Annotated in this window: 14 protein-coding genes; 6 read left to right on the forward strand and 8 right to left on the reverse strand. The window is 70.6% G+C overall.

Annotated elements, in window-relative coordinates:
- Positions 1-18: 18 nt before the first annotated feature.
- Positions 19-822: an endonuclease I family protein gene (locus OIC96_RS30645; RefSeq protein ID WP_330304758.1), complete on the reverse strand. Its 804-nt coding sequence runs from the start codon at positions 820-822 to the stop codon at positions 19-21.
- A 197-nt stretch (positions 823-1,019) separates the two neighbouring features.
- Positions 1,020-3,302, reverse strand: a complete 2,283-nt coding sequence (locus tag OIC96_RS30650) for a glycosyltransferase family 39 protein (RefSeq protein WP_406501667.1) — start codon at positions 3,300-3,302, stop codon at positions 1,020-1,022.
- A gap of 223 nt (positions 3,303-3,525) precedes the next feature.
- Here OIC96_RS30650 and OIC96_RS30655 point away from each other — a divergent pair, with 223 nt between their 5' ends.
- From OIC96_RS30655 to OIC96_RS30665, 3 genes are all read left to right on the forward strand, one after another.
- Positions 3,526-4,446, forward strand: a complete 921-nt coding sequence (locus OIC96_RS30655) for a serine hydrolase (protein WP_330304757.1) — start codon at positions 3,526-3,528, stop codon at positions 4,444-4,446.
- 81 nt (positions 4,447-4,527) lie between these two features.
- Positions 4,528-5,553 carry an esterase-like activity of phytase family protein gene (locus tag OIC96_RS30660; protein ID WP_330304756.1) on the forward strand — a complete coding sequence of 342 codons (1,026 nt, stop codon included), beginning with the start codon at positions 4,528-4,530 and terminating at the stop codon, positions 5,551-5,553.
- Positions 5,554-5,712: 159 nt separating this feature from the next.
- On the forward strand, positions 5,713-9,456 hold the full coding sequence (locus OIC96_RS30665; protein ID WP_330304755.1) for an ABC transporter ATP-binding protein: 3,744 nt from the start codon (positions 5,713-5,715) through the stop codon (positions 9,454-9,456).
- A 29-nt stretch (positions 9,457-9,485) separates the two neighbouring features.
- On the opposite strand, the gene OIC96_RS30670 is transcribed toward OIC96_RS30665, so the two are convergent.
- Complete coding sequence (locus OIC96_RS30670; protein WP_406501665.1) at positions 9,486-9,953, reverse strand: hypothetical protein; 468 nt, start codon at positions 9,951-9,953, stop codon at positions 9,486-9,488.
- A 174-nt stretch (positions 9,954-10,127) separates the two neighbouring features.
- On the opposite strand from OIC96_RS30670, the gene OIC96_RS30675 reads away from it, so the two are divergent.
- Both OIC96_RS30675 and OIC96_RS30680 read left to right on the forward strand, forming a co-directional pair.
- On the forward strand, positions 10,128-10,517 hold the full coding sequence (locus tag OIC96_RS30675; protein WP_330304753.1) for a hypothetical protein: 390 nt from the start codon (positions 10,128-10,130) through the stop codon (positions 10,515-10,517).
- 161 nt (positions 10,518-10,678) lie between these two features.
- On the forward strand, positions 10,679-12,127 hold the full coding sequence (locus tag OIC96_RS30680; protein WP_330304752.1) for an aminopeptidase: 1,449 nt from the start codon (positions 10,679-10,681) through the stop codon (positions 12,125-12,127).
- Positions 12,128-12,136: 9 nt separating this feature from the next.
- Here OIC96_RS30680 and OIC96_RS30685 read toward each other — a convergent pair whose 3' ends face one another.
- The 5 genes from OIC96_RS30685 to OIC96_RS30705 all read right to left on the reverse strand — a co-directional run bounded on the left by OIC96_RS30685 (position 12,137) and on the right by OIC96_RS30705 (position 20,639).
- Positions 12,137-16,294, reverse strand: coding sequence for an nSTAND1 domain-containing NTPase (locus OIC96_RS30685; RefSeq protein WP_330304751.1), 4,158 nt, complete (start codon positions 16,292-16,294; stop codon positions 12,137-12,139).
- Positions 16,295-16,316: 22 nt separating this feature from the next.
- Positions 16,317-16,667, reverse strand: a complete 351-nt coding sequence (locus tag OIC96_RS30690) for a CU044_2847 family protein (RefSeq protein WP_330304750.1) — start codon at positions 16,665-16,667, stop codon at positions 16,317-16,319.
- 95 nt (positions 16,668-16,762) lie between these two features.
- Positions 16,763-17,407, reverse strand: coding sequence for a hypothetical protein (locus OIC96_RS30695; RefSeq protein ID WP_330304749.1), 645 nt, complete (start codon positions 17,405-17,407; stop codon positions 16,763-16,765).
- 111 nt (positions 17,408-17,518) lie between these two features.
- The gene (locus OIC96_RS30700) at positions 17,519-19,387 is read right to left on the reverse strand and encodes a glycoside hydrolase family 3 protein (RefSeq protein WP_330304748.1); all 1,869 of its coding nucleotides are present in this window, start codon (positions 19,385-19,387) and stop codon (positions 17,519-17,521) included.
- A 334-nt stretch (positions 19,388-19,721) separates the two neighbouring features.
- Positions 19,722-20,639, reverse strand: coding sequence for a LysR family transcriptional regulator (locus OIC96_RS30705; RefSeq protein WP_330304747.1), 918 nt, complete (start codon positions 20,637-20,639; stop codon positions 19,722-19,724).
- Between the two features lie 166 nt (positions 20,640-20,805).
- On the opposite strand from OIC96_RS30705, the gene OIC96_RS30710 reads away from it, so the two are divergent.
- On the forward strand, positions 20,806-21,741 hold the full coding sequence (locus tag OIC96_RS30710) for an EamA family transporter (RefSeq protein WP_330304746.1): 936 nt from the start codon (positions 20,806-20,808) through the stop codon (positions 21,739-21,741).

Below are 21,741 nucleotides of genomic sequence, written 5' to 3' on the forward strand. Positions count from 1 at the left end.
ACCGCCCGTCGGGCACGCCTACCAGATCGCCTCGACCCACTCCGGGTGGTCGATGAACGGGTTGCGGTTGTGCTGGTAGGTGTCATAGATGACCTGGTTGCGGTTCTCCTCGAACGCGCTCGGCGGGTCCTCCTCGTTCCACTCCTTGAGCACGGAGAGCTTGCCCATGTACGGGTTGCTTCCGTTGTTCACCAGCTCGTTGGGCTCGAGGTCGGCGAAGCCGTCGTCACCCTCGTACCGCACGGCCATGTAGAGGATCATGCGGGCCACGTCGCCCTTGTCGGCGTCGCGCGGCTCGAAGGAGTCGGAGTCGGTGAGGCTGCCGCCCCCGCCGCTGACCGTGCTGCCGCCGTTGTCGAAGTCCTTGTTGCCACGGATGCTGTTGACCGTCACGTCCGCGGGGCGCAGGTGGTGCAGGTCCGTGCCGGGACCGGTCACCTCGCCGAAGTCGCCGTGCGACTTGGCCCACGTGTGCTCGCGGTTCCAGTCGCCCACGTCGCCGCCGTTGAGGGTCTTGGCCCGGGAGACACCGCTGTACAGCAGAATCACGTTGCTGCTGTTGTTCGGGTCCTGGTCGGTGACCTTCAGCGCGTTCCAGACAGCGGAGTACGAGATCTTGGTCTGGCTGCTGATGATGGTGTGCAGCGAGGACTTCAGGCTCGTCCCGGTCTTGCCGACCGCGTTCTTGTAGTACGTGCTGTCGTACGAGGTCGTCGTGGCGCTCGCGGGGGTCGCGGTCACCGCCGGCATGGTGAGGCCGACGAGCACCGCGGAGGTGGTCAGCGCCAGCGTTTTCCAGCGGCGTATGTGCGTGGCGGGCATCGGGGGTGTCCGTTCTACGCGGGTTGAATGAAGCGGATAACCGGGAGCGTGACATGGACATGTGTACCTGTAAATAAATTGAACGTGTCCATCAGATGTCCTGAACCGGCAAATCGCCCTGTGTCTACGCGAGTTGATATACCAAAACGGCCCCCGACCGGGTGGTCGGGGGCCGTTGGCCGTTTACCTGCGCCGCGTCAGCTGACGTCCGACGGGTCCAGCCGGTAGAGCGTCGAGGTGGAGCTGGAACTGGAGCTCGAACTGGTCGACGAGGAAGCGGACTTGTCGTACGCGCTCGCCTTCACCGCCGTGGCGTTCTTCTCCACCCAGGCGGTGATCTGCGAGTTGAGGGTGCTGTTGCCGCCCATGCCCCCGCCGCCGAGCTGGATGTAGTGCAACTCGCCCTTCTTCACCAGCTCCTTGAGCTTGGCGAGCGTCATCGCCTTGTCGGAGCCGGTGAAGCCCCACATGGAGATGACGGGCTTGTGGGTGCTGAGGATCAGCTGGCCCGCGCTCTGCGAGTTGGACACCGCGAGCAGCCAGGTGGCGCCGTCCTGGTGCTTCTCCAGGTACGAGACCAGCGCGGCGCTGGTGCTGCCGCCCATGCCACCGCCGCCCATGTTGCCACCGCCTGCGCCGGGACCGCCCGTGCCGCCGGTACCGCCCGGGGCCGTACCGCTCTCGCCGCCGGGAGCCGTGCCACCGCCGGGGAACTCCCCGTTGGTGCCGCCCTGCTGGCCGCTGGGCGCGCCGCTGGGTGCGCCGCTCGGCGCCCCGCCCTGCGGCAGCTCACCGGTGCCGCCGCCACCGGGCGTCATCCCGCCGGGGGCCTCGCCACCGCCGGGCATCTCACCGCTCGCCTGGCCGCCGCCCTGCTGGGTGCCGCCGGGAGCGCCGTTGCCTCCGCCGAAGCCGCCCCGGTTGCCGCCGGGGCCGCCGCCCATGCCGCCGCCGGTGGACGGTCCCGCCGTCGGGTTGGAGCCGCCCATGCCGCCGCCCGAGCCGCTGGACGCGGCCGGTGTCACGGCGTACGCCGTCGGGCCGGCGAGCGCGGCCACGACCGCCGCCGCGATGGACGCGGTGAGCAGCCGGCCCCGGTTGCCGGAGCGGAAGACGAACAGGCCCACGATCGCCAGCACCATGACCACCGCGATGGCCGGCCACAGCCAGCTGTTCCAGCCGGAGGCCCGGCGCAGCAGCACGACCGCCCAGACGCCGGTGACCGCGAGTCCGGCGGGCAGCACCCAGGACCAGCGCACGTCACCGCCGCGGAAGGCGCGAAGGAGCATCACGCCACCCGCGCCGGTGAGGACCGCGATGCCGGGGGCGAGCGCGGTCGTGTAGTACGGGTGCATGGTGCCCTCGGCCATGCTGAACGTCAGGAAGTGCAGCACGGTCCAGCCGCCCCACAGCACCAGCGCGGCGCGCGTCAGGTCGGTGCGCGGGGCACGGCCGCACAGCACCAGGCCGCCGACGAGGGCGATGCCCGCGAAGGGGAGCAGCCAGGAGATCTGGCCGCCGAGGATCTCGTTGAACATCCGGCCGAGGCCCGCGGTACCGGCGAAGGTGCCGCCGCCACCCCCGCCGCCTCCGCCGTTGCCCTCGCCGCCGAGGACCCGGCCCAGGCCGTTGTAGCCCATGATCAGGTCCCAGGCGGAGCCGTCCGTCGAACCGCCGATGTAGGGGCGGTCGTCGGCGGGCACCAGCGAGACGGCCGCGGCCCACCAGAAGCTGGAGACCGCCAGGGCGACGGCCGCGAGCAGCAGGTTGCGGGCCTTCTTCGCCCAGCCCAGCTCGGACGCCAGCAGGTACACGGCGAAGACGGCGGGCAGCGCGATGTAGCCCTGGAGCATCTTGGTGTTGAAGGCGAGCCCGAAGCACACCGCCGAGCCGAGCAGCGGCAGCAACTTGCCGTCACGGGTGGCCCGCAGACCCAGGGCGGCGCCCGCGACCATCAGCAGGACGAGCAGGGTGTCCGGGTTGTTGTCACGGTTGATGGCGACGGTGATCGGGGTCAGCGCGAGGACGAGCGCGGCGACCGTCGCCGCCGCGTGGCCGAAGACCCGCTTCACCGAGGAGTGCAGGATCCAGATCGTGCCGAGCGCGGCCGCGATCATCGGCGCCATCATCTGCCAGGTGCCGAAACCGAAGACCCGGCAGAACAGACCCATGATCATGAGCGCGAACGGCGGCTTGTCGACCGTGATGAAGTTGCCCGCGTCGAGCGAGCCGAAGAACCAGGCCTTCCAGCTCTGCGTACCGCTGAACACGGCCGAGCTGTAGAAGCTGTTCAGGCTGGACGAGGAGAGGTTCCAGGAGTACAGCGCCGCGGCCAGCACCAGAATCGCGATCAGCGCGGGGAGCGACCAGCGTGGTGCGGCGGGTGTGGGGGACGGCCCCTCGGGCGGCTCGGCGGCCGGTGCGCCGGGGGCCACGGTGGGAACGGGGGCCGGGGACAGTGGGTCGGTGGCAGATGTCACCAGTGCACCATGCAGACGGCCGATGGGCGCGGGCTGTGCCCTGCCTGGGCGCAGGCTGTGGATGGATGAGATACGGGTAAGAGAACGGCGGCCCGTGCACCGCTCCGCGAGCGGAACCCCCGTCCTGGGAACACACGTACAACTTTCGGCCACCCCTGTGAGTCAACTGTGGCGAGTGCGCCCGTGGCGCGCTCGTATCGGTTCAAGGGGATGGGAAGCCTCCATGACTCACCGGATATCCCGGGGTACCCGTGTGCTCGCAGCGAGCCTCGGTGCCGGCGTGATCGTGCCGTTCGCGGTGGCCGCGGCGCCCGCCGCCGCGACGGCACCGCAGGTCAGCTGTACGTCGGACAAGGCGGGGCTGGCCGCCAAGCTGCAGAAGGACATCACCGCGGCGCTCGCGAACCGCACCGGCACGATCGCGGTCGGCCTCTACGACCGCAGCACCAACACCCGGTGCACCCTGCGGAGCAGCACCGCCTTCGACTCGGCGAGCGTCGTCAAGGTGACCGTTCTCGCCACGCTGCTGTGGGACGCCAAGAAGCACAACCGGTATCTCACGGACCGCGAGACCACCCTCGCCACCGCCATGATCACCAAGTCCGACAACAGCGCGACCACCACCCTGTGGAAGCAGCTCGGCATGACCAAGATCAAGGGCTTCCTGACCGCGGCCGGGATGACCCAGACCGTGCCGGGCACGGGCGGCTACTGGGGTCTCACCCAGATCACCGTCCGCGACGAGCAGAAGCTGCTCGCCCTCGTCACGGCCAAGAATTCCGTGCTGAGCGACAACTCCCGCGCGTACATCCTGAAGCTGATGGGCAAGGTCATCTCCTCGCAGCGCTGGGGTACGCCGGCGGGGGCGCCCTCCTCGGTGGCCGTGCACGTCAAGAACGGCTGGCTGTCGCGGTCCACGCACGGCTGGCGGGTGCACAGCCTCGGCACCTTCAACGGCGGCGGCCACGACTACATGATCTCCGTGCTCACCCACGGGAACAGCACCATGGACTACGGCGTCGCCACCATCCAGGGCGTGGCCAAGGCCATCCACAAGGACCTCGTGCCGGTGACCACGAGTGTCCAGCGGTACACGCCGACGAGCACCCCGCGCGAGGCGTTCCCGGCCGTGCCGACCGACTGACCCGGGGCCGCTCAGCGCTGAACTCCCTGTGATTCACGGCGAGTCCGCCCCCGGGCCATCGACGCGTCCTAGCGTGACCGCATGCGCCTGAGAACCGTACTCGCCACCGTCACCGCCGGCCTGGCGGCGGCCACCACCCTGACCGCCGCCGGGCCCGCCAGCGCCAACACCGGTACCAGCAACGCCTGTTCGCCCGCAGTCTCCCTCCAGAGCTTCTCCGACGCGCTCGACAAGACGACGTACGAGGGCACGTTCGTCGGCAACCTCTCCGCGCTCGCCGTGGACCGCGACGGGCAGCTGGCCGCGCTCTCCGACCGGTCCTCGCTCTTCACTCTGGACCGCACCACGCTTCAGCCCACGAGCGTCGTCCCGCTCGCCGACGAGAACGGCGCCGCCCTCGACTCCGAAGGGCTGGTCGTCGACCGCGACGGCACCCGCCTGGTCACTTCCGAGACCGAGCCGTCCATACGCCGCTACTCCCGCGACGGCCTCATCCTCGACCGCCTCCCCGTGCCGGACGCGCTCAAGGTCGCCCCGGCGGGCCGCGCCACCTCGAACCAGACCTTCGAGGGCCTGACCCTGCTGCCCGGCGGGCACACCCTGCTCGCCTCGATGGAGTACGCGATCTCCGGCGACAGCACCGGCATCGTCCGCCTCCAGACCTGGGAGCGGAAGGGCGGGCACTTCGAACTCGCCGCCCAGTACGCCTACCGCACCGACGCCGGGCTCGGTGTCCCCGAGGTCGCCGCGACCCCCGACGGCCGCCTCCTCGTCCTGGAGCGCGGCTTCACCTCCGGCGTCGGCAACACGGTCCGGCTGTACGTGGCCGACCTCCGCCACGCCACCGACACCAGCGGCATCGAGAACCTGACCGGCCAGGACGGTGTACGGCTCGCCCGCAAGACCCTCCTCGCCGACATCGCCGACTGCCCGTCCCTCGGAGCCACCGCCAAGCAGCCCCAGCCCAATCCGCTCCTCGACAACATCGAGGGGCTCGCGGTCACGGGCACCGCGCACGGCCGCCTGAGCCTGCTCCTGGTCAGCGACGACAACCAGAACGCCGTACAGACGACCCGGTTCTACCGCCTCACCGCGCGCCTGCCGTGACCTGAGAACGGCGCCGGGCCCGCCCTTCCCCCGTGGAAGCGCGGGTCCGGCGCGTACGGGGCTCCCCCGCACATCCCCCTTCTTTGTTGCGGAGGGATGAAATCCGCTTCCCTCGGCGTTGGTGTCTTCCGGCGGACAAGGATCTACGGGAGGACCGGCGTGGCAGCGCAACAGGGGGAAAAGCGGGGCCTGGCCGGGCCGGACGAAGGTGCCGGCTGGGCACGGCGCCTTGCCGGGTACGCGTGGCGGTACCCGAAGGACGTCGTCCTCGCGCTCGGGTCCTCGCTGGCCGGTATGGCCGTCCTGGCGCTGGTCCCGCTGATCACCAAGGTGATCATCGACGACGTCGTGGGGAACCACACCAGGGGCATGGCCCCCTGGGCGGGCGCCCTGATAGGCGCCGCCGTCCTCGTCTACGGCCTCACCTACATCCGCCGCTACCACGGCGGCCGGCTCGCCCTCGACGTCCAGCACGATCTCCGTACCGAGATGTACGAGACGATCACCCGCCTCGACGGCCGCCGCCAGGACGAGCTGTCCACCGGCCAGGTCGTCGGCCGCGCCACCAGCGACCTCCAGCTGATCCAGGGCCTGCTCTTCATGCTCCCGATGACCATCGGGAACGTCCTTCTCTTCCTGATCTCCCTCGGGATCATGGCCTGGCTGTCCCTGCCGCTCACCCTGGTCGCGCTCGCCGTCGCCCCCGCCCTCTGGTTCGTCGCCAAGCGCAGCCGCTCCAAGCTGCACCCCGCCACCTGGTACGCGCAGGCCCAGGCCGCCGCGGTCGCCGGTGTGGTCGACGGCGCCGTCAGCGGCGTACGCGTGGTCAAGGGCTTCGGACAGGAGGACCAGGAGACCGGGAAGCTCCGGGAGGTCGGGCGCAGGCTCTTCGCCGGACGGCTGCGGACGATCCGCCTCAACGCCAAGTACACCCCGGCCCTCCAGGCCGTCCCCGCCCTCGGCCAGGTCGCGATGCTCGCCCTGGGCGGCTGGCTCGCCGTGCGCGGGCAGGTCACGCTCGGTACGTTCGTGGCGTTCTCCACCTATCTCTCCCAGCTCGTCGGACCCGTACGCATGCTGGCCGTCGTCCTCACCGTCGGGCAGCAGGCCCGCGCCGGTGCCGAGCGGGTGCTGGAGCTGATCGACACCGAGCCGTCGATCGAGGACGGGACGAAGACCCTGCCCGCCGACGCGCCCGCGACCGTCGAGTTCGACGACGTGTCGTTCGGATACGAGGAGGGGCGGCCCGTGCTGGACGGGCTGTCGTTCGAGATCCGGCCCGGCGAGACCCTCGCCGTCGTCGGCTCCTCCGGCTCCGGCAAGTCGACCGTCTCGCTCCTGCTGCCCCGCTTCTACGACGTCACGCACGGCGCCGTCCTCATCGGCGGCCACGACGTCCGCGAGCTGACGCAGGAGTCGCTGCGCGCCGCGATCGGGCTCGTCCCCGAGGACTCCTTCCTCTTCTCCGACACCGTGCGCTCCAACATCGCGTACGGCCGCCCGGACGCCACCCAGGAGGAGATCGAGACCGCGGCCCGCGCCGCCCAGGCGGACCGTTTCATCGCCGAGCTGCCGAAGGGGTACGACACCAAGGTCGGCGAGCACGGCCTCACCCTCTCCGGCGGCCAGCGGCAGCGCGTCGCGCTCGCCCGCGCCATCCTCACCGACCCGCGCCTGCTCGTCCTCGACGACGCCACCTCCGCCGTGGACGCCCGCGTCGAGCACGAGATCCACGAGGCGCTGGGGCAGGTCATGGAGGGCCGGACCACCCTGCTGATCGCCCACCGGCGCTCCACGCTCAACCTCGCCGACCGCATCGCCGTGCTCGACGGCGGCCGGCTCGCCGACATCGGTACGCACGAGGAGCTCCAGGAGCGCTCCGCCCTGTACCGGCGGCTGCTCACCGACCCCGACGAGCTGGGCGGCGTCTCCCCGGGACACGCCCTGCCCACGGCACCGCAGGAGGACACCTCCGTACGGGACGAGCTGGACGCCGAGTTCGACGCCGAACGCGGTGTCACTCCGCACCTGTGGACCGGCGATCGCGAGCCCAAGGACGACGCGCTCGCCGGGATGCCCGCCACCCCCGAACTCCTCGCCCAGGTCGAGGCGTTGCCCCCGGCGACCGACACCCCGGGCATCGACGAGGCACGCGCGGTCACGCCCGAGGAGTCGTACGGACTGCGGCGGCTGCTGCGCGGCTTCGGGGCCGTGCTGCTCATCAGCCTCGGGCTCGTCGCCGTCGACGCGGGCATGAGCCTGCTGCTGCCCGTGCTGATCCGGCACGGCATCGACCAGGGCGTCTCCCGCATGGCGCTCGGCGCGGTGTGGGCCGCTGCCGGGCTCGCGCTGGTCACCGTGCTCGTCCAGTGGGCGGCGCAGATCGGCGAGACGCGGATGACGGGACGGACCGGCGAGCGGGTCCTCTACTCGCTCCGCCTGAAGATCTTCGCCCAGCTCCAGCGCCTCGGACTCGACTACTACGAGCGGGAGTTGACGGGCCGGATCATGACCCGGATGACGACCGACGTCGACGCCCTGTCGACGTTCCTCCAGACCGGTCTGGTCACGGCCTTCGTCTCCGTCGTCACCTTCTTCGGCATCATGGTCGCCCTGCTGGTGATCGACGTACAGCTGGCGCTGGTCGTCTTCGTGACGCTGCCGCCGCTGATCATCGGCACGTTCTTCTTCCGCCGGGCGAGCGTGAAGGCGTACGAACTCGCCCGCGAGCGGGTCTCGGTGGTCAACGCCGACCTCCAGGAGTCGGTGTCCGGGCTGCTGATCCTCCAGGCGTTCCGGCGCGAGCGCTCGGGCGTGCGGCGGTTCGCGGAGGGCAGCGACAGCTACCGCCAGGCACGCATCCGCGGGCAGTGGCTGATATCCATCTACTTCCCGTTCGTGCAGCTGCTGTCGTCGGTGGCCGCGGCGGCCGTCCTGATCGTCGGCGCGCACCGGGTCGACGCGGGCACCCTGACGACCGGCGCGCTGGTCGCCTACCTCCTCTACATCGACCTGTTCTTCGCGCCCGTGCAGCAGCTCTCACAGGTCTTCGACGGCTACCAGCAGGCGACGGTCTCGCTGGGCAGGATCCAGGAGCTGCTCCAGGAGCCGACCTCGACGAAGGCCGCCGACGAGCCCCTCGAAGTCCTCTCCCTGCGGGGCGACATCGCCTTCGAGGACGTCGACTTCGCGTACGGGGACGACGAGGAGGCGTTGAGCGGGGTCTCGCTGAGCATCCCCGCCGGGCAGACCGTCGCCTTCGTCGGCGAGACCGGCGCGGGCAAGTCGACCCTGGTGAAACTGGTCGCCCGGTTCTACGACCCGACGGGCGGGCAGGTCACGGTCGACGGCATGGACCTGCGCGACCTCGACATCACCTCCTACCGCCACCGGCTCGGCGTCGTCCCCCAGGAGGCGTACCTCTTCCAGGGCACGGTCCGCGACGCCATCGCCTACGGCCGCCCCGACGCCACCGACGCCGAGGTGGAGGCCGCGGCCCGCGCGGTCGGCGCGCACGACATGATCGCCACGCTCGACGGCGGCTACCTCCACGAGGTCGCCGAACGCGGCCGCAACCTCTCCGCGGGCCAGCGCCAGCTGATCGCCCTGGCCCGCGCCGAACTCGTCGACCCGGACGTGCTGCTCCTCGACGAGGCGACGGCGGCCCTGGACCTGGCCACGGAGGCCCTGGTCAACCAGGCCACCGATCGCCTGGCCGGCCGCCGTACGACCCTGGTGGTCGCCCACCGCCTGACGACGGCCGCCCGTGCGGACCGGGTCGTGGTCATGGACCACGGCCGGGTGGCGGAGGACGGTACGCACGCTGAGCTGATTCAACTCGGGGGAATGTACGCCGAGTTGTGGCGCACGTTCATCGGGGAGCCGGTCAGCTCCGCTGTCTGATCGGCTCTTCGACGTGATCTTCCGCTCGGTCAGCTTTTCTGCTTGATGTCGGAGATCTTCTTCGTCGCGAGATCCGACTGCACCGTCAGATAGGTGTACGTCGGATGCTTCGCGGAGCCCCAGGTCAGGCGGACCGTCGACCAGGTGTGGCCCATGCCGCTGTCGCCTGCCGTCACCTTCCAGGCGCGCGGCACGTCCTGGGCGCGCAGGACGCCGTCGGCGTGCTCGCGGTTCTCCCAGGTGGTCAGGCGCGAGCGGAGGCCGGAGGTCAGGTAGAACGCGCGCAGCTGGGTGTCGAGGTGGCCGGATCCCGAGTCGGTCACCGCGTCGATGTAGGCGCCGTAGAAGTCGGCCACCCGGTCGTAGGCGGGACCGTTGCTCCCGCTGCGGGCCGGTGGCGGGGTGGTGGAGCCGGCGACGGCCGGTACGGAGGCGCCCGCGGTCAGCAGGAGCGCCGCGGCGACGAGGGCACGACCGGTCGTGCGTGAAGGAATCATGCGTGACATGGACTACCGCCTTTCCCTTTCTGACCAGTTGGACACCGGATAAACGGGTGAGGTTGCCCCAAACCCGAGGAAAACCTCTCCTGGGTGAGTCCCGGGGCGCGCAACCATCCGGTGTACGTCGTGCGTCCGTACACCAGTACGCTGATTGCTGCGGGAGGGACGACAGTGGACAGTGGTGCGATACGCCGATGGTTGGCGCTCGGTGTGACCGTGCTGACCGCCTCCGGGCTGCTCGCGCTCGCGAGTCCCGGCAGCGCGCAGGCGGCCACCTCGTACTGCTCGGGCCGCAAGGTCCGTACGCTGCCCTTCTCGACCGGATCCGTGCAGGTCTTCAAGCGCAGCGGTTACGTCTGCGCGGTGACCTTCCCCAAGACGCACGGGGTCCGTAAGTCGATGTCCGTCAGCGTGCAGGCGCGCGGCGGCCGGCCGGTGGTCGACAGGGGGCAGTTCGCGCACCACGCGGGCCCGGTGACCGTGCACGTGGGCCACCGCTGCGTCCGGATCAAGGGCTCGGTCGGCTCGGGTTCGGTGGACTCGGGCTGGATCCTCTGCTGAGCCGGCGGGACCGAGGCTGAGCCGGCGGGACCGGGTCGCCGCCCGGCCGGTTTCTCAGGTACCTCACCGCAAACCCACAGGTTTGCTCAAACACCCCTGGTGTCACGGGAGTTGCTCCGCTAGGTTCCGGCGGACATCTGCGTATTCCCAGGGGAGGGTGCATGCGCAAGCCGCTCAGATGGCTGCTGGCGCTCACGGTGCTCATAGGCACACTGAGCACGGCCGGGGCGGCCACCGCCGCCCAGCCGGAGGCCACGGGTACCACGGCTTCCACCGACGTCGACATCAAGGACCGGCTCCTCGCGATACCGGGCATGAGCCTGGTCCAGGAGAAGCCGTACACCGGCTACCGGTTCTTCGTCCTCAACTACACCCAGCCGATCGACCACCGGCACCCGTCCAAGGGCACGTTCCAGCAGCGGATCACCGTGCTGCACAAGGACACCTCGCGCCCGACGGTCTTCTACACCAGCGGCTACAGCGTCTCCACGAACCCCGGCCGCCGCGAGCCGACCCAGATCGTGGACGGCAACCAGGTCGCGATGGAGTACCGCTTCTTCACTCCGTCCCGGCCCGACCCGGCCGACTGGTCCAAGCTCGACATCTGGCAGGCGGCGAGCGACCAGCACCGTATCTTCGAGGCCCTCAAGCCGATCTACGGCCAGAAGTGGCTGTCCACGGGCGGCTCCAAGGGCGGCATGACCGCCACCTACTACGAGCGCTTCTACCCGCGTGACATGGACGGCGTCGTCGCGTACGTCGCCCCCAACGACGTGGTGAACGACGAGGACTCGGCGTACGACCGCTTCTTCACGACCGTCGGCACCAAGGAGTGCCGCGACAAGCTGAACGCCGTGCAGCGCGAGGCGCTGGTGCGCCGCGAACCGCTGGAGAAGAAGTACGAGGCGTACGCGGCCGACAACGGCTTCACGTTCACCACGGTCGGCAGCCTCGACAAGGCGTACGAGGCGGTCGTGCTCGACTACGTGTGGGGCTTCTGGCAGTACAGCCTGCTCTCGGACTGCGATGCGATCCCGGCGGACGCGGCGACCGCGAGCGACCAGGACATCTGGGACTCGGTGGACACCATCTCCGGCTTCTCCGCCTACACCGACCAGGGCCTGGAGCCGTACACGCCGTACTACTACCAGGCGGCCACCCAACTGGGCGCGCCGACGATCCACTTCCCGTACATCGAGAAGCAGTACGTCCGCTACGGCTACCAGCCGCCGCGGAACTTCGTACCGAGCTCGATTCCGACGCGGTGGCAGCCGGGTGTGATGCGTGACGTGGACTCCTGGGTCCGCCACCACGCCCACCACATGCTGTACGTCTACGGCCAGAACGACCCGTGGGGCGCGGAGCGCTTCCGCCTCGGCTCGGGGGCGCGCGACTCGTACGTCTTCACGGCGCCGGGCCTGAACCACGGCGCCAATGTCGCGGGACTCGTCGCCGATGAGAAGGCGCTGGCTACGGCGCGGATTCTGGAGTGGGCGGGGGTTGCATCGTCCGCGGTCAAGTCGGACCCGTCGGCGGCGAAGCCGTTGGCGAAGTTCGACGCCAAGTTGGATGTGCGGGACGTGGAGCGGGAGCCGGGGTTGCGTCCGTAGCGCTGAACATCAGCGTGACGGGCACACGTGGCCCACCGACTGGCCCCGCAGGTACGCCGTTCGTTCCGGCGGGGTCAGATCGCGGTTGACGGTATGGCACAACTTCTGGATCGCTGAGGCCGGTTTGGGGAGTACGGCGTTCCACAGCCTCACGGTGTGGTCGGCGCTGCCGGTGGCGAGGGTGCGGCCGTCCGGGCTGAACGCCACCGCATACACCCAGTCGGTGTGCCCGAGCATGGTCCTCTGTGGTTCACCGGTGTCCGCATTCCACAGCCTCACGGTGGAGTCCTGGCTGCCGGTGGCGAGGGTGTGGCCGTCGGGGCTGAACGCCACGTCAGATACCTGGTCGGTGTGGCCGGTCAGGGTTGTGCGGGTCTTGCCGGTGGATATGTCCCACAGTCGCACGGTGTAGTCGTCGCTGCCGGTGGCGAGGGTGTGGCCGTCGGGGCTGTAAGCCACCGCCTGCACGGCGTTGGTGTGGCCGGTCAGGGTGGTGCGGGTCTTGCCGGTGGATATGTCCCACAGTCGCACAGTGTTGTCGGCGCTGCCGGTGGCGAGGGTGTGGCCGTCGGGGCTGAACGCCGCCGACCACACCTCGTCGGCGTGGCCGGTCAAGGTTGCGCGGACCTTCCCGGTGGTCACGTCCCACAGTCGCACGGTCTTGTCGGCGCTGGCGGTGGCGAGGGTGTGGCCGTCCGGGCTGAACACTGCCGAATACACCTGGTCGGTGTGGCCGGTCAGGGTGGTGCGGGTCTTACCGGTGGATATGTCCCACAGTCGCACGGTGTAGTCGGCGCTGGCGGTGGCGAGGGTGTGGCCGTCGGGGCTGAACGCCGCCGACCACACCCAGTTGGTGTGGCCGGTCAGGGTTGTTCGGGGCTTCCCGGTGGTCACGTCCCACAGTCGCACGGTGTTGTCGGCGCTGCCGGCGGCGAGTGTGCGGCCGTCGGGGCTGTATGCCACGGAAAACACCTGGTCGTGCCCCGCCAGGGTGGCGCGAATCGCGTCGGTGGTCACATTCCACAGCCTCGCGGTACGGTCGGCGCTGCCGGTGGCGAGGGTGTGGCCGTCGGGGCTGAACGCCGCCGACCACACCTCGTCGGTGTGCCCCATCAGGGTGGTGCGGATCGCACCGGTGGTCACGTCCCACAGTCGCACGGTGTGATCAGTGCTGGCGGTGGCGAGTGTGTGACCGTCCGGGCTGAACGCCACCGACTCCACCGAATTGGCATGTCCACTCAGGACTGTGCGGGTCTTTCCGGTGGCCACGTCCCACAACCGCGCCTGGTAGTCCCAACTGCCGGTGGCGAGGGTGTGGCCGTCGGGGCTGAAAGCCACCGAACTCACCGAGTCGGTGTGGCCGGTCAGGGTGGTACGGGTCTTTCCAGTCGTCGGGTCCCACAGTCGTGCGGTGTGGTCGGAGCTGCCGGTGGCGAGGGTGTGGCCGTCGGGGCTGAATGCCACCGAACTCACCGAGTCGGTGTGGCCGGTCAGGGTGGTACGGGTCTTTCCAGTCGTCGGGTCCCACAGTCGTGCGGTGCGGTCGGAGCTGCCGGTGGCGAGGGTGCGGCCGTCCGGGCTGAATGCCACCGAACTCACCCAGTCGGTGTGGCCGGTCAGGGTTGTGCGGGTTTTTCCGGTGGTCACGTCCCACAGTCGCACGGTGTGGTCGTCGCTGCCGGTGGCGAGGGTGTGGCCGTCGGGGCTGAACGCCACTGCCTCCACGGCGTTGGTGTGGCCGGTCAGGGTTGTGCGGGTTTTTCCGGTGGTCACGTCCCACAGTCGCACGGTGCGGTCGCCGCTGCCGGTAGCGAGGGTGTGGCCGTCGGGGCTGAACGCCACCGAACTCACCGAGTAGGCGTGACCCGTCAGGCGCCGATGAAGTGGGAGGCCTGCGACGGTTTGCAGGATCGCCTTGGATTCGGGAGTGGGGCTGGTGCGGTATGCCTGGACGGCCAGCAATGAGGCGAGTTCGGGGTTCGTCGTGATGAGCGTGTAGGACTGGGCGGCCAGCTGCCGCGACAGCGCCGCCTGCCTCTCACCGCGAGCCGTCCGCCACTGCCAGACGGCACCCGCTCCGGCCAGGAGCGCGAGCACCAACAGCGAAGCGAGGACCGCGATCACGCGCCTGCTGCGCCGAGCGGCAGCCTGCTGGCGCTCCTTGCTCGCAGCGAGAAACGCCGCGATGTCGGCCGGCAGCCGCCGTTTCCGTGACCACTCGATGCCTTCCGCGAGTGCCGATCCGCCGAGCAGGTCTCCCGGCTGCTTCTCCTCGGCCCAGCGGGCACGTCGTCCGTGGGTGTGGTTGAGCCATTCATGGAAACGGTGGTCCTGGTCGACCCACTTGCGCAGTGCGCCCCAGTCACGGATGAGTGCCTCATGAATCAGCTCGGCCACCGGTTCCCCGGGAGGGGCGTCGGGGTTTTGGGGCGTGCCAAGCGTCTGGGTGGTGATGATGCGATGGCGCGCGAGGGCGGCGATGACGTCGTCGACGGCCGTCTTCTCACCGCCGGGACCGCTGGGGCCGCCCGGACTGGCTGCCAGGTCGCGCAGTTCGTCCAAGGGAACCTGCGCCCGGACGGCGGTGATGTGGTGGCTGGGGTCGGCGGGGTGCACCAGGGAGGTCAGCGTCCGCCGGGCGATGAGCCGTTGCTCCTCGGACAGCTCGCCGAGGGCACTGTCGCACCACGTGGTCACGCTCCCGCTGACCGCTCCGATGCGCCGGTACGCCTCATGCGTGAGGTACCCGTCCTTCCGCCGGAGCCACAGCTGGCTGAGCGTCATCTCCAGCAGGGGCAGCACGGTGACGGGCGCCTGGCCGGTGAGGGCCGCTTCGGGGGTGATGGCCAGGACGTCGTTGATGATCTGCTCGGGCAGCCCGGGCTGGAAGCGGAGGCCCACGTCCTGGGCGGGCAGGGTGATGATGTCGTGCAGGTCCTGCTGGCTCAGGGTGCCCGGTACGTTGAGGAGTCCTGGCATCGCGGCTTCCAGCAACCTGGGTGCCAGGGCGGCCAGTTGGGGATAGAAGTCGTCGCGCATGACCATGATCACGCTGAGCTTGGTGTAGACGTCGGTGACCGTGGTGATCTCGTCGATCACGGCCAGGAGGTCCCGCAGCCGGCCGTCGGTGCCCTGCACCAGGAGCTCTTCGAACTGGTCGATGACCAGCAGGACGCGCTGGTAGTCGCCCTCTCCGCCCAGCCTGCGGTTGACCGCTGTCGTGATTCCGTCACTCGTCGCCCCGGGCAGTCCGGCACGCTCGATCTCGGCGAGCAGATCCTGCCTCGGCCGGGCCACCACGGGCAGCCACCGGTCACTGCCCGGCAGTTCCCCCGCCGCCAGCGCGCACAGCACACCCGCCTGGATCAGGGACGACTTCCCCGACCCGGACGGCCCGAGCAGCACCGTCAGCTGCCGCTGCTGGGCCAGGTTCGCCATGACCTGCCGTACCGCGTCCTTCCGCCCTTCGAACCACCGGGCATGCTCAGCCGTGAACGGCTCCAGCCCCCGGTAGGGACACACCTCCCGCGCGGCCAGCTCCGGCATGATCTGCCGCAGGACCTGCGTCGGAGTGACGTACGCGATGTCCTGCCCTTTCCCGTACTGATCAGGGGCGGTGATCTCGGTCAGCATGCCGATGACCAGGCCGGTCACCTCATCGAGGACAGGCCCGCCACTGAACCCGGTGGTGAGGTCGTTCGCGGCGGTCAGCTGCAGATGCGCGCCTCTGCCCTGTGAGCCCGGCAGCAGATCCCCGGCCACCCCGAAGCCGAAGTGGCCGCCCGGCGGAGCCTGCGCGGGGAACCCGAACGACCGCACCTCGTGACCCCGGCAGCCCTCCGCGGAGCCCAGCGGCAGCGCCCTCATGCCCGCCGGCGTACCGCTCAACCGGATGAAGGCCACGTCCTCGTCCTCAGGGGCCCGCCACTGATCGCCGTTCAGGACCTGCCCTTCCACCCCTTCCACCCCTTCCACCCCGTCCGCACGGTCCGCATGGGGGAAGGCCAGCCCTACCCGCTCGCCGGGCCCACCCCCCGCCGCCAGGACGACGTGCGCGCAGGTGACCAGGACGTCCTCGGCCACCAGGAAGCCGGCGCCGGCCACTCTCCCGTCCGGTCCGAGGAGCTGGGCCACCGCCGGGGGCAGTTCCGTCTCTGCGCTGTCCACGCTGTCCGCGCTGTCCACGGGATCAGCCCGAACCCTCGGCCGACTGAGCCGGGTGACCGGAGCCGTCCTTCTTCCACGACACCGTCACCCGCAGATGACCCGTGGCCGCGCTCTTGGTGATCACGGCTCCGGCCTCGACCGCGAGGTCGACGCCGAACTCGACCACGATCTCGTCGGGGCGAGCCTTGCGCAGCTGGTCGAGCGTGGCGCGGGCCGTTTCCGTGATCGGCTCCAGGGCCGCTTGCAGAGTCCCCGGCAGTTCGTGAACGGCATCGCTGATGCGGCCGGCCTTCACCGGCCCTTCGAGCCCAGCGGGTGCCTCGACCAGTACGCAGCCCCCACCGTCCAGCGGAATCCGAGTCAGAGGTGCCACAACGCTTCCTCCGTCTCTCTCACACTCACGCCCAGGGATCTCCGCCAGAATCCGCGCCCCTGGCATATGCCGCACCTAGAGGTAGGCCATCCGCGTCACACGGGCCGGGCGCAGCCCACCGGTTTTGTGCCGCCCAGCTGGACGTACAGGGCCGTGGAGGCCGGGCACTTCGACCGGGCGGTGACCGCGGAGGTCACCTTGTACTCCGGGGGCTTCTTGCCCTTGCCGTCGCACGCCGTCTCGCGGACCTGGCCTCCGCCCGAGCCGTAGACGCAGTCGCCCACGATGGTGCGGGGGCCCCCGCCGCCGCCCGGGTCGCCGGGGTGCGGGGGTTCGAGCTTGCGCATGCAGGCGTAGCCCTGCGGGACCGCGCCGTCGCCGTCCTCGTCGGAGGCGGGCCGCGTCTCGCTGATGTGCAGGACGAAGTCCGTGGTCGCGGGGCAGGACGGGCCGTCGGCCACCTTGCCGTCGTAGCGGGCGGTCACCCGGGCGGCCGCCCGTTCACTGGTGCAGGGCACCTCCGTGAAGCTGGTCGTCCCGAAGGAGCTGCACTCGTCGACGGCGAGGAACTCCACCCCGTAGCCGGAGGGACGCGTCGACGTCGCGCTCGCGCTCGGCTCACCGTTCCCGGAATCGGAGTCGGAGCCGGACCAGCGCTGGCACCCGGCGAGCACCACCACGGCGAGCAGCAGCGCGCACACCGCTCCAACGGAACGCCGGCCCAACGCGCCTGCTCGCATGGCTTCCCCCCGATACCCCCGCCCAGCGTGACCCGCGACAGCGGGCACACGCCAGACGTGTGGGGTGCTTTGGGCCACTTGGGGGTGGTCCGCCGGGTGTGCGGCGTACGGCTAGTACGTCAGGCCGTACCCGATCGGATACAGCACCTGTGCCGGGTCGTCCGCCCGCTGTACCGGCACCGGCAGGGTGCCCCGCGGGTGCCTGCGGCCCGCGATCACCCGGGCGGCCGCGCGCAGTTCGACGTCCGTCCAGGAGTACGCGGCCAGGCAGGCGCCCACGCCCGGGAGCTGGGCCACGTCGTACGGGTTGCGGATGGCGATCGCGATCACCGGGACGCCGGTGGCGACGAGCTGGTCGACGAGGGTCTTCTGGGAACCGGTCGCCGTCACGTTGTACGTCCCGACGACCACGGCGTCGGCGTCCCGCGCCGCCGCGACCGCCTTGGCGATCGTCGCCGTCGAGGGTGCGGTGCCGGTGGACAGGGCCGTGGCCGTGAAGCCCAGCTCGGTGAGGGCGCCGGCGAGGACGGTGGTGGGCGGTCCGTCGGAGAGGGAGGGCGAGGCCGGGTCGGCGCCCACGACCAGCACCTTCGGGGTGTGCCGCCGGGACAGCGGCAGCAGGCCCTCCTTGTTGACCAGCAAGGTGGTGGTGCGGTCCGCGATCTGGTCGGCGGTCCTGAGATGTGCCGGAGTTCCGACCGCGCGGTCGACGCCGGAGCCGGTGACGAACGGATCGTCGAGCAGGCCCAGCTTCGACTTGAGGCGCAGGACGCGCAGGATCGACTCGTCGAGCCGGGCCTCGGTCAGCTCACCGCCGCGTACGGCCTTCAGGACCGCGTTCCACGCGACGTCCAGGTTGGGCGGGTTGAGCAGCTGGTCGACGCCGGCCTTCAGCGCGAGGACGGGGACGCGGTCGTCGCCGTACTTCGTCCGTACGCCCTCCATCATCAGGGAGTCCGTCACCACGACCCCGTCGTAGCCGAGTTCCTCGCGCAGGATGCCGGTGAGGATCGGGTGCGAGAGCGTGGCCGGGTCGCCGGACGGGTCGAGTGCCGGGACCATGATGTGCGCGGTCATGATCGAGTCGATGCCGGCGCGGATCGCCGCGCGGAACGGCACGGCGTCGAGGGCCGACCACACCTCGCGGGTGTGCGTGATGACCGGGAAGCCGAAGTGGCTGTCGACGGCCGTGTCGCCGTGGCCGGGGAAGTGCTTGGCCGTGGCCGCGACGCCCGAGCGCTGATAGCCCTTCACCTCGGCAGCCACCAGGCCGGCCACCGCGTCCGGGTCGGCGCCGAAGGAACGTACGCCGATGACCGGGTTGGCCGGATTGACGTTCACGTCGGCGACCGGGGAGTAGTCCTGGCGGATGCCGATCGCGTGCAGCTCGGCGCCGGCGATCCGGCCCACCGTGCGGGCGTCGTCCCGCGACCCGCCCGCACCCAGCGCCATCGCGCCCGGGAACAGCGTCGCGGGCTTGCCCACGCGTGCCACTATCCCGTGCTCCTGGTCGGTGGAGACGAGGACGGGCAGCCCGCGGGGCTGGGCGAGGGACGCCTGCTGGATGCCGTTGGACAGGGCCGCGATCTGGTGGGGATCACGGGTGTTGTGCGCCCAGGCGAAGTAGATGATCCCGCCGACCCGGTACTTGGCGACCAGCTCGGCGGCGGTCCTGACGCCGATCTCCTTGAGGTTGGCGTCGATGTCGGCCTGGTCGGGCGCGGTCGCCGAATGGCCGTACACCCGCATCACGAAGAGCTGGCCGACCTTCTCCTCCAGCGTCATACCGGAGACGAGGGCGCGGAGTTCCTGGTCGCGGGACCCCTGATCGGCGGCGTACGCACTGGTGCGGGTGGCGAGAGCGGCGGTGACGCCGGCGGTGGCGGCGAGAACCGTACGTCTGGAAGGTCTGGAAGGTGTGGAAGATCCGGCAGGCCTGGACGTTCGATGTGCGGTGCTTCCCGTGCTGGAGTCGCGCACGTGCGCTCCTTCCCTCATGAAGGAAACTTCCGAGGAGTCACGAATATCCGGGAAGTTTCTTCCAGTCAAGGGTGTGCACAGTAACCGGGAGGGGGCCGTCACCGGCGCAGTTGGAGGGGGGCGCGCCGGTGACGGCGTGCTGCCGGCCGCAGGCGGCGGAGAGGGTGGTCAGCGTTCGCAGCCAGCAGCGAGGCCGACACCGCACTGCGGAGACTCTTCCGACAGCATGCGGATTGGACGAAGGGAAGGGGGTCCGGGTTCCCGGGATTCCGGGGAACTACGGAAGTTGGGGTGAGGGTGTCGGCTGGGGGCGCTGGGGCTTGCCGGCGGGGCGTCAGGAGGTGTGGTGGGCCGACACCGACGGCCAGTGGGACTGAAGCGTGCGGACCGTCTCGGCGATGGCCGGCCGCCGAGCCGCCCCCGTGCGCCACAGCGCGTACAGCCGTCGTACGGGCATCGGGTCGAGCGGCACCTCCACCACACCGTCGGGAAGGGGCCCGCGGCCGAGGCGAGGGATCAGCGCGACCCCCAGCCCCGCCGCGACGAGCGCGACCAGGGTCGGGTTCTCGTCCGCCTGGTGCACGATGTCCGGCTCGCACCCGGCGGCCCGCAGCGTCCGGACGAGCCAGTCGTGACACACCCGCCCCGGCGGCTGACAGATCCACCGCTCACCCCCCAGATCCTCCCGCCGCACGGACTCCCGCCCGGCGAAGGGATGCCCCGCCGGGACCAGCAGATCGCACAGGTCGTCCCCGATCACCGCCTGCTCCACCCCCGGAGGGGCCGGCAGCGGCGCGATGTCCCAGTCGTGCGCGACGGCCACGTCCACCGCCCCCTTGGCGACCAGGTCGACGGAGAGGTGCGGATCGACCTCCGTGAGGCGGGTGTCCAGCCCCGGATGCCGCCGCGCGAGATCCGCGAGCACCCCGGGCAGCAGTCCCCGCGCCGCCGAGGCGAACGCGGCCACGGTCAGCCGCCCGGCGGGCAGCCCGCGCCGCTCCTCCAGCTCGGTCTCGGCGCGCTCCACGATGGCCAGCAACTCCTGTGCTGTGGCGGCGAGTTGCTCGGCCTGCTCGGTGAGCCGCACGCCGCGCCCCTGCCGTTCGAGGAGTACGGTCCTGGTCTCCCGCTCCAGCTTCGCGATCTGCTGGGAAACGGCCGACGGCGTGTACCCGAGCGCTGCCGCGGCGGCGCCGACCGTGCCGTGCACGGAGACGGCGTGCAGGGCGCGCAGACGTTGCAGATCGAGCATGGCCCACCCCATTCATTGGCCCACCGGCCAGTTGACCAGTGAGCCGGCCGGCGCGCTGACCGGCGCACTGGCTGGTCGGCTCACTGGCTTTCATTAGTGATGCTTCATCCATCCTTGCAGTAATCATCGCTGGTGCTTCACGGTCCCAGGGAGTGATCCTCGACCCATGCGACCCGCCCACATCTGCCTCGCCGTCCTCGTCGCCGCCGTCTGGGGCGTGAACTTCACCGTCATCGAGGTCGGCCTCGGCCACTTCCCGCCCCTCCTCTTCTCGGCCCTGCGCTTCCTGGTCGCCGCCCTGCCCGCGGTCTTCTTCGTGGGCCGCCCGAAGGTGGCGTGGAAGTGGATCGTGGCGGTGGGGCTGGTGCTCGGGGTCGCCAAGTTCGGGCTGCTGTTCATCGGCATGGACGCGGGCATGCCGGCCGGGCTGTCCTCCCTCGTCCTCCAGATCCAGGCGGTCTTCACGGCCCTGATCGCGTTCGTGGTCCTCGGCGAACGCCCCACCCGCGTACGGCTGTCGGGCATGGGCGTGGCCCTGTGCGGGGTGGGGCTGGCCGCCGTCGACGAGGGCGCGGCCGGTCCCCTCGGCGCCTTCGCCCTGGTGATCGCCGCCGCGGCCTGCTGGGGTCTGTCCAACGTCCTCACCCGCAAGGCGTCCCCGCCGGACTCGCTGAACTTCATGGTGTGGGTCAGCACCGTCCCCGTACTGCCGCTCCTCGGTCTGTCGCTCCTGACGGAGGGCCCGTCCCGGGATCTGGCGGCCCTGCGCGCCCTGGACTGGCAGGGCGCGGGCGTCGTGGTCTACGTCGCCTGGATCACCACGGTCTTCGGCTTCGGGGCGTGGGGCTGGCTGCTGCACCGGCACCCCGCGTCCACAGTGGCTCCCTTCTCCCTCCTGGTCCCGGTGTTCGGCATGTCGTCCGCGGCGCTGTTCCTGGGGGAGTCGGTGAGCCCGCTGCGGTGGGCGGCCACGGCGCTGCTGGTGGGAGGGGTGGCGCTGACGTCCCTGGTACCGGGATCGGGGCCGGGGTCGGGGCCGGGATCGAGGAAGGTCCACGTGGCGGACGCTCCAGCACGGGAGCAGGTCGGCGAGCCAGCATGA

The organism is Streptomyces sp. NBC_00775, assembly GCF_036347135.1.
Lineage (GTDB): Bacteria > Actinomycetota > Actinomycetes > Streptomycetales > Streptomycetaceae > Streptomyces > Streptomyces lutosisoli.